Source organism: Bacillus sp. NPDC077027 (assembly GCF_050269555.1).
Taxonomy (GTDB): Bacteria; Bacillota; Bacilli; order Bacillales; family Bacillaceae; genus Bacillus.
On sequence record NZ_JBNNIO010000014.1, the window covers coordinates 1 to 7919 of the forward strand.

Annotated in this window: 12 protein-coding genes and 1 pseudogene; 11 read left to right on the forward strand and 2 right to left on the reverse strand. The window is 35.5% G+C overall.

Annotated elements, in window-relative coordinates; all coding sequences use genetic code 11:
• The coding region (locus tag ACQKEZ_RS19355; RefSeq protein WP_427303626.1) for a hypothetical protein at nt 1-393 on the reverse strand (393 nt) is incomplete at its 3' end.
• A gap of 199 nt (nt 394-592) precedes the next feature.
• Here ACQKEZ_RS19355 and ACQKEZ_RS19360 point away from each other — a divergent pair.
• The 11 genes and pseudogenes from ACQKEZ_RS19360 (at nt 593) to ACQKEZ_RS19410 (ending at nt 7463) form a co-directional block, all read left to right on the forward strand.
• Nucleotides 593-766, forward strand: coding sequence for a hypothetical protein (locus ACQKEZ_RS19360; RefSeq protein WP_427303627.1), 174 nt, complete (start codon nt 593-595; stop codon nt 764-766).
• A 237-nt stretch (nt 767-1003) separates the two neighbouring features.
• Nucleotides 1004-1189, forward strand: coding sequence for a hypothetical protein (locus ACQKEZ_RS19365; RefSeq protein WP_427303629.1), 186 nt, complete (start codon nt 1004-1006; stop codon nt 1187-1189).
• A gap of 342 nt (nt 1190-1531) precedes the next feature.
• The gene (locus ACQKEZ_RS19370) at nt 1532-1684 is read left to right on the forward strand and encodes a hypothetical protein (protein WP_427303631.1); all 153 of its coding nucleotides are present in this window, start codon (nt 1532-1534) and stop codon (nt 1682-1684) included.
• Nucleotides 1685-2145: 461 nt separating this feature from the next.
• Nucleotides 2146-3258, forward strand: coding sequence for an aspartate phosphatase (locus ACQKEZ_RS19375; RefSeq protein ID WP_427303633.1), 1113 nt, complete (start codon nt 2146-2148; stop codon nt 3256-3258).
• 502 nt (nt 3259-3760) lie between these two features.
• The gene (locus ACQKEZ_RS19380; protein WP_427303635.1) at nt 3761-4786 is read left to right on the forward strand and encodes a protein rep; all 1026 of its coding nucleotides are present in this window, start codon (nt 3761-3763) and stop codon (nt 4784-4786) included.
• Nucleotides 4787-4796: 10 nt separating this feature from the next.
• On the forward strand, nt 4797-5009 hold the full coding sequence (locus tag ACQKEZ_RS19385; protein WP_427303637.1) for a hypothetical protein: 213 nt from the start codon (nt 4797-4799) through the stop codon (nt 5007-5009).
• A 367-nt stretch (nt 5010-5376) separates the two neighbouring features.
• Nucleotides 5377-5898 (forward strand): hypothetical protein, encoded by a 522-nt coding sequence (locus ACQKEZ_RS19390; protein WP_427303639.1) that lies wholly within the window; start codon nt 5377-5379, stop codon nt 5896-5898.
• 16 nt (nt 5899-5914) lie between these two features.
• Nucleotides 5915-6091 (forward strand): hypothetical protein, encoded by a 177-nt coding sequence (locus ACQKEZ_RS19395; RefSeq protein WP_427303641.1) that lies wholly within the window; start codon nt 5915-5917, stop codon nt 6089-6091.
• 326 nt (nt 6092-6417) lie between these two features.
• Nucleotides 6418-6975, forward strand: a complete 558-nt coding sequence (locus tag ACQKEZ_RS19400) for a DUF3967 domain-containing protein (RefSeq protein ID WP_427303643.1) — start codon at nt 6418-6420, stop codon at nt 6973-6975.
• A gap of 4 nt (nt 6976-6979) precedes the next feature.
• Nucleotides 6980-7102 (forward strand): annotated as a pseudogene (locus tag ACQKEZ_RS19405) (protein rep); the annotation flags it as partial.
• Between the two features lie 25 nt (nt 7103-7127).
• Nucleotides 7128-7463 (forward strand): hypothetical protein, encoded by a 336-nt coding sequence (locus tag ACQKEZ_RS19410; protein WP_427303645.1) that lies wholly within the window; start codon nt 7128-7130, stop codon nt 7461-7463.
• Nucleotides 7464-7485: 22 nt separating this feature from the next.
• Here the strand turns inward: ACQKEZ_RS19410 and ACQKEZ_RS19415 are convergent.
• Nucleotides 7486-7919: hypothetical protein (locus ACQKEZ_RS19415; RefSeq protein ID WP_427303647.1), on the reverse strand; the 434-nt coding region annotated here is incomplete at its 5' end.

The window sequence follows — 7919 nt, forward strand, 5'->3', positions numbered from 1 at the left end:
TACAGTCATTGCGATAGGTATGAAGAATATTGGTAGTGCTTGTGTTGTTATTTCACTTTGACCACTTTTGGAGTCAAGTTGTTTCATTCGGTTTTCTAAAGTTAAAAATTCTTCACTGTTGAAATATTGATCTATCACTTTATTTTGTTCTGACTCTGACATGTTTTCAAATTCTTTTTCTGTAAATGGAAGGTTTTCTACGTATGTCTCCATTTTTTTTTCAAGTTCGTCTAATTCTTTTTCAGCTTGTTCATTTTGTAGGACTGTCGGTGTGATTAAAACTTCTAAGTCTTGTGAATTGATAGTTTCTGCTGATGCTTCTGTTGAAAATGGAGTCCATATGGAGATGAAAAGAGTTAGGGTAATTAGGGTTAAAAGTGTTTTTTTGAACATTTTTATTATTATTCCTCCTTTTGGATTAAATGACAAAATTAAGGTTATCTAATTAAAATGAGTGTATCAATGGATTTAAGATAGATTTAAGAAAATTGTTTTTTTGGTTGCGGTGTCCGCAATCATTTTTTTTATTTTTCCGACTCTAATTTTTTGGAATTCTTCTGTGATAGAATCCTAAAAATTGGAGGTGTTACAAGTGTCTAGGGAACAACGAAAGGAAATTTCTTTAGCAATTTTTGATACGGTTACTTTTGGTTTACCAATGTTACTTTGGAATTTATTTAAAGATGCTGGAGTGACTTTGTATTTGATGAGTACCCTTTTTCTGATTGTCGTTTTGATTACAATTTCTATTCTGTTTTTGACATAAGCGGAGCTTATTTTTGCTGACATGCTTGACGGAAATCGAGAGATTTTAGCACGACACACAGGGTGTGTATAAGTGCGCCATAAATGGACTGAGATTGGCGACAAAAAGTGTGAGCTGCGGGACACTGGTTTTAAAAAAAGAGAAATTGAAAAAGAGAGTAAGGTGAACCTTGTCCCCACTTATGGTGTGGAGCTAGGCAAAGCCTAGCAAAAAAATGTCCCTAGAGAAACGGTACTGATGACTACAGTAACAGTGGTGGTTTTTGGACAAATCACTTCCCCATCACTACTGAAAAATGAGCAGATCACTGTAGCATTAGTGATGAAAAATGATCGACCAGTTGCCGACCACTTGTCAAAGTGCCCAGTTATACGCACCAAAAATGTGAGCTGTTTGAGAAAAGCCAACGGGGTTTTTGCATAAAAGTTTGGTAACGTTTTTTGTTTGAAAAGGAGCGCACCTGCACACAAAGAAAGGGAGCGTTTTGCAAAAAAAATCAGTAGTGACAAGGGTTCAATAATGGTGAATTAAGTTTGAGTTTGTTTTGTGTTGTTTCGGAAAAGTGTGCACTCAAAAGGAGCGTTACTGTTTAAAAAAATGTAGTGAAAAAATGCAGGCATGAGTCAACGGTAAGCGGAACGAAAGTGAGCATTAAGGAGTTGACTCATTCACTGCACCCAAGAGCCTGTAGAAAAAACAAACCCCGTTTGTTTGCGCCAGCCGAAGGGGCATCCCCCGAAGATCGGGGGTAGGGGGTTTGAATATTTGCGATCCAACGGGCTAACCGTTGGCGGGTTTGGGCAGAGCCCGAAAAGAGTTACTGATGGAACAGTGCCCACTTATGCACCTGAAAATGTGCTTGTGGGTTTTCACTCTGTTCAAGCAGAATGCTATGGCATTGTACCGTTGGAAAATTGATGAAAAGATTTGGTGAAAATGATAGAATAAGAGAAAGTGTTATTCGGATGATTTGTTTGGCGAAGGTGTGAGCGGAAGACGACGACAGTCGTCGAGTGGCAACGAAAAGCGAGCACTGAGAGCCAAACGAGAACCCCCCCTAGCTAACAGGGGGGTACAAAAAACAAAGAAAAATAAAACCAATAAAAAACGAGGTATCTAATTCTAAAATGCCTCTGAGAGCGTTCAGATTCCATTCTGAGCGCTTTTATTTTTGTTTAGATATTTAACTTGGGATAATACGTTAAAAACGCTTATAAGGTATTTAAATACGTTTTTCTGTCTTGTCTGATGTGATCAACCTAAAAATCTGTTTGCGAGATGCCGAAAATTTCTAGAATTGGAAACGCAAGAGGGTTATAGCCGTATTTCATATGCTAGGATTTAACATAAAAATGGACAGGGATCGGGGGATTGATGGAGTGGAAACTATTTCAGCAGCGGTGATCGGTCAAAAGATAAATGAGTGGTATCGACATATAAAAAAACTCAATGTAACAGATGCGGAAATGCTTCGGAGTGAGATTAGAAATGAATTGGATATGATGGAGGAAGACGAGCAGGCTGTTCTTTATTTTCAGTTGATGGATTTTCGTCATGAACAAATGCTTGAATATGTGAATCCAGTGGAGCGGAAAGTGAACAAAGCTGAATATTTAAGAGCTGTCGAAGGTCAAGGAAGAAAGTTTACCGGAATCCTTGAATACTATTTCAATTTTTTCAGAGGGATGTATGAGTTTTCACAAGGTGAATACATAACTGCTATCACTTTTTATAGACAAGCGGAGAAGCGATTAGATCGGGTAGCAGATGAAGTCGAAAGAGCGGAGTTCTATTACAAAATGGCTGAGATTTTTTATCATATGAAACAAACTCAAATGTCCATGTACTACATTATGCTGGCTCTTGATACTTATAAGACTCATCCAACTTATGTGATTAAGGAAATTCAATCTCGTTTTGTTATATCAGGTAATTATGATGATTTTAACTGTCCTGAAAAATCTATTCCTCATTTGCAGGAAGCCTTGAAAAAAGCACAGTGCATTAAGGATGGATTGATGATTGGGATCACTTTGATGAATTTAGGAAATACATATCAGCGATTAGGAAAATATGAAGTTGCTTTGAATTACTTGCAAGATGCTGAAGGTTATCTGAAAGATCATACTCATATTAAAATCGTTTATTATCAGCAATCTCTTATTCATTTCAAAGTAGGGAATCATGAAATTGCGCAATACTATTTGAACGAGGGCATTGAATATGTGAAATCAAATCCTGATCCGTTGTTTAGTTCTCTATTTGACTTTCTCATAAACTTATATACTAAACCATTATGTATTGATGAGCTGTTTGAGATATTAAAGCGTTTTGATGATGTAAGAGGTTATCCATATTTAGAAGAACTGGCGTTAGAGTCCGCAGAATTTTATACTGAACATGGGCGTATGGAGAATTCTGTATATCTGTATCAACAAATGGTGTACGCTCAAAAACAAATTCGAAGGGGCGACTGTTTGTATGAGCATTAGAAAAGGCTTTGGTTTAGCTTCTTTTGCAGTGATGATGTTGATTTGCAGTGTATACGCTAGTCATGCAAATGCTGTGATCGAGCTTGCCGTGAGAAATGGTACATGATTTGAACAGACCTTTAGGGTCTGTTTTTTGTTGTAGCAGTATTTTTAAAATGTCAGGTTTAGTAAGGTTCTTGAATAAAGCGATTCAAAAAAATCAAAAAAAAATCTCCCCCTGCGGGGAAATTTGGTTTAGTCTTTGGTTTTTTAGGTTTTGTGGTTTTGGTTTAAAAAGATGGCGGTTTCGCCAGATTTTTAGGCGATTTTGACGGAGTCAGAATCGTGTCTTTTCTTATCTTGATACATATAGAAACAACTCAATTTTTAAAAATCGCTATAACACCAGTGTTATCAAGGGTTAAAAGCTATTTTGACAGCACAAAACTCCATCTGCTATTATTGAGTTACCACACAACAATAATAGAATGCTAGAGAACTAGCGCAGAAGGAGTTTTTTGCTTTGTTATATTCAGATGAATCAAATTATAGCATCCTTGACGATAAAACCGCAACAGGTAAAAAGCGGGATTGGCGAGGGAAAAAGGTGAGATCGTCGCTTGTGGCGGCTCATTATGAAGGACTTGAAAAGCGTACCGGTGCACCTTATTACGGAAAAAAAGCTGAAAAAGTATGTAATTGTGCAGAGTGTCTTGTGTTTAGAAGAGATGTTGAAACGGGCAGGCTACGATTATCAAATGCTTATTTTTGTAAAGTGAGGTTATGCTCGATGTGTGCATGGCGACGGTCGTTAAAAATTGCTAGTCATAATAAATTGATCGTTGAAGAAGCAAATAGGCAATATAAGCCTGCGTGGATATTCCTCACATTGACAGTGAAAAATGTTGAGGGCGATGATCTGAAACAGACTATTACGGATATGATGAAAGCTTGGAATCGATTGTTTGGGTATAAAGCTGTGAAAACTTCAGTTCTTGGATATTTTAGAGCCTTAGAGATCACGAAAAATCATGAACAAAATACATATCACCCTCATTTTCATGTACTAATTCCAGTGAAAAGAAGCTATTTCACTGGTAAACGTTATATTAAGCAAGCAGAGTGGACAAGCCTTTGGAAGCGTGCAATGAAATTGGATTACATACCGATTGTGCATGTGCAGAGGGTCAAAGGAAAAAAGGGAATCGATGCGGAAGCGATTGAAAAAGAAGTACGCAAAGAAATGGAAGAGCAAAAAGCCATTTTAGAGATTTCTAAGTATCCAGTGAAAGACACTGATGTGATACGTGGGAATGAAGTGACCGAGGAAAATTTAGATACGGTCTATTATTTAGATGGTGCACTTAGTGCAAGACGGTTGATCGGTTATGGTGGGATCTTGAAAGAGATTCATAAGGAACTGAATTTGACGGATGTTGAAGAAGGGGATCTTGTAAGAATTGAAGAAGATGATGATGAGGTTGCAAATGAAACGTTTGAAGTGATGGCGCGTTGGCATGTTGGAATTAAAAATTATATTATCCAGTGAGGTGCTTAACATGGATGAAATAGAAGGTATTTATTTTTGCCCTTGTTGTAATACTTTTCGTGATTGGCAACATAAAAAAGTAAGCTCTCGTTATTGCATGAAATGCCAGAAAAAAACGAATCTTAAAACCAAAAAACTAACGTTAGATAATGAATTCCATGGTCAATTTTGTTTTAAATGTTGTAAGGAAATATTGGAGGAAGTAGAGCAGGCTCATTTGTGAGTCTGTTTTTTTATTGTGTCAAGGTTGTATATAAAATTTCTTTTTTGATTGCGGTGTCCGCAAGCGTTTTATAAACTTTTCTATTTTAGGTAATTTTAAGGTTATTTTAATTGTTTGAGATACCAAAATAATGTAAATTGGTCTTTGGTAATACAAAAATTGGTTAAAAGGAGTGATTTTTTTTACTTTATTTCGTTATATTTAAGTTTGTCTCTTGCTTGTGACTGGATATAAAGTTTTATTTTTATTTAAAACCCAGTTCTAAAAGCACTTTTAAAGAAACATTTTTAGGTGTTTAATTAAATTGAACACCTATTAGATCGATGTTAACTTACTTCAAATTTCTAATAGGGGAGAATACTGTATTATGAATCTATTTTTTAAATCTATAATTGTATCAATTGTTATGGTTATGTTAGTAACATTTACTTCACCTTTGGCAACATTCGCTATTAATAATTCAGCAGAAGATGTTGATAATTCTATTGAAGATTTAGAAGCTACTTTAAAGTTCTATTTTGATGAAATAGGAGAATTAACTGATAACGGTTATGTTATTAAGGATGAAGATGCATTTAATGCTAAAATTCTTATGGGAGATCCGGCTGCTTTGAAATTGAAGGAATTAATCTCTCAAGAACCTGCTTTAAGTACTGCCAGTGCTACATCTTTTGCAAAATGTGTAGTTAATAAAATGGTGGGGAGTTATGGTAATATTGCACGTCAGTGGTTAAGCGGTGCGATCTTTACATATATCAAGACAAAGCAATATGATTTAGCGGCTAGATTAATGTTCAACTCTTTAGTTAAAGCTGGTATTAAAGTTAATGCTGCTACTGTTGCTATTGAAGTATCTTATTATGGATGGCAGTGTAGAGGTAAATTTTAAGGGGGAAGTAGTGTAATTGTCGATTTTACTTATTATTCAAGTTATTGTGGCGTTAACCGTGTTAGGTTTATTCTTTTGGACGTTTACGAGTAAGAAGGCGTCTGATGATGAAGATGTGTTTAAGTATGCTAGGTATATGATTTATTTACTTTTGGCTGAAGTATTGGTTTATCTTATATTTAATTTTATTTAATGGCAGAGGTTAAGAACCCTGCCATTTTTTTGTTACACGCTTGACGGAAATCGATAGATTTTAGCACGCACACAGGGGTGTGTATAAGTGCGCCATTGTCATGGGTGTTCTATTTCCAAAATTGCCACCACTTTTTTGTTTCTTTCTGCAAATCAATTGACCGACTGTCAATAGTGTTTAGAGGGTACAATGTTTCCTCCTATTGCAAAGATAAGCAGTAGTTAATTTACCTGCAGATTATAAATTTTAATGAGCCGTTAAGGCTCTTTTTTATTTGCAGGATATTTTTATTTGTATAATGAATGTTATAACGGAGGTGATGTGTTATGTCAGGCGATACAAAACAAGAACAAACTGTTTATAACAGTAGTGATACAGCTGCCATACTTAAAATACAAGAGTCTACGCTAAGGAAATACTGCATCATGCTAGATGAGGCAGGTTATAAATTTCATAAAAATGAGCACGGTCATCGAGGTTACTTTAACAATGATGTTATAGTGTTGAAACGCCTTATAGAAATAAAAAAACATCCTGATATGACCTTGAAACAGGCGTGTAACGCAGTTATATCATGGGTTAAGAAGAAAGACGTAACGGACAGTGATATAAATGATATAACGTATGATGAGCGTCATAACGACAGTTATAATAAGCTTTTGGATGAGTTTGAGGAATTTAAAAAACAACAAGAGGAATTCAATAAAGAATTAATTGATCAGTTGAAAAAACAGCAAGAATACATACAAAACAGTCTTCTCGAAAGAGATAAAAAGTTGTTAGAGGCCATAAGAGAAACACAAGAAACGAAAAAATTAATTGCAGCAACGGAACAGGAGGAAAAGGAAGGGCAAAAAAAATTTTGGTGGCAGTTTTGGAAATAGCACATTGACGGATGCCGAGGACGGGGATCTTGTCAGAATTGAAGAATATGAAGACGAGGTAGTCAATGAGACGTTTGAGGTCATGGCACATTGGCATGTTGGCATCAAGAATTATATAATTAACTAAATTTTATTTTGGAGGTGCTTTTTGTATGTCCATTCAAGTGGATGATGATGATGTTTTAGAGATGTGTAATATATATGCTCAAGAAACTCATCACATGGAAGCATTGATTTTGGGGAACAGGAAAGGTTTATTGGAATTAAGAAATGCAATAGATAAGGCTTTAGAAACTGGTAGTTCTGTTGCACATTTATACCCATCTGATTTTGAGGGATATGAAACTTGTATTGCTTTAGTAGATGATGAAAAACAGTTTAAGAAATTGATTACTCCTTATGTAGAGGAATATGCACAAGATGATGATGCAATCGATCCAATTGATATTATTAAAGAGTATGATTCCAAAAAAGAAAAACCCTTATAATAGGATTTTTCTTTTTTTTGGTTTAGTGGAGTATAGTTTCACCTTTTTTAGCTTTGTGTTTGCTTGGTATAGATGCTCTAAGGGCATGGTGTATGTGGATGTTTGGAGCTACGTGAAAATGCCAGTACCAGTTTGTTGAACCTGGTTTTAATGGGACTTTTCCATTATCAACTGCAAAGACTCGTGTTTTCTTTTTGCCTTTTTTATAGAATACTTTAACAAGGCTAGTTACTTTTCCATATTTATTTGTGTAGTTCCAACCAATTTCATAGTTCTTTCCAAAACCTTTTATTCTGTTTTTCAAATACTTTACGGCAGTTTTTGCGCCTTTTGATCTTATAGCCCATAAAGCAACTCTTCCTACAGTCATTGCGATAGGTATGAAGAATATTGGTAGTGCTTGTGTTGTTATTTCACTTTGACCACTTTTGGAGTCAAGTTGTTTCATTCGGTTTT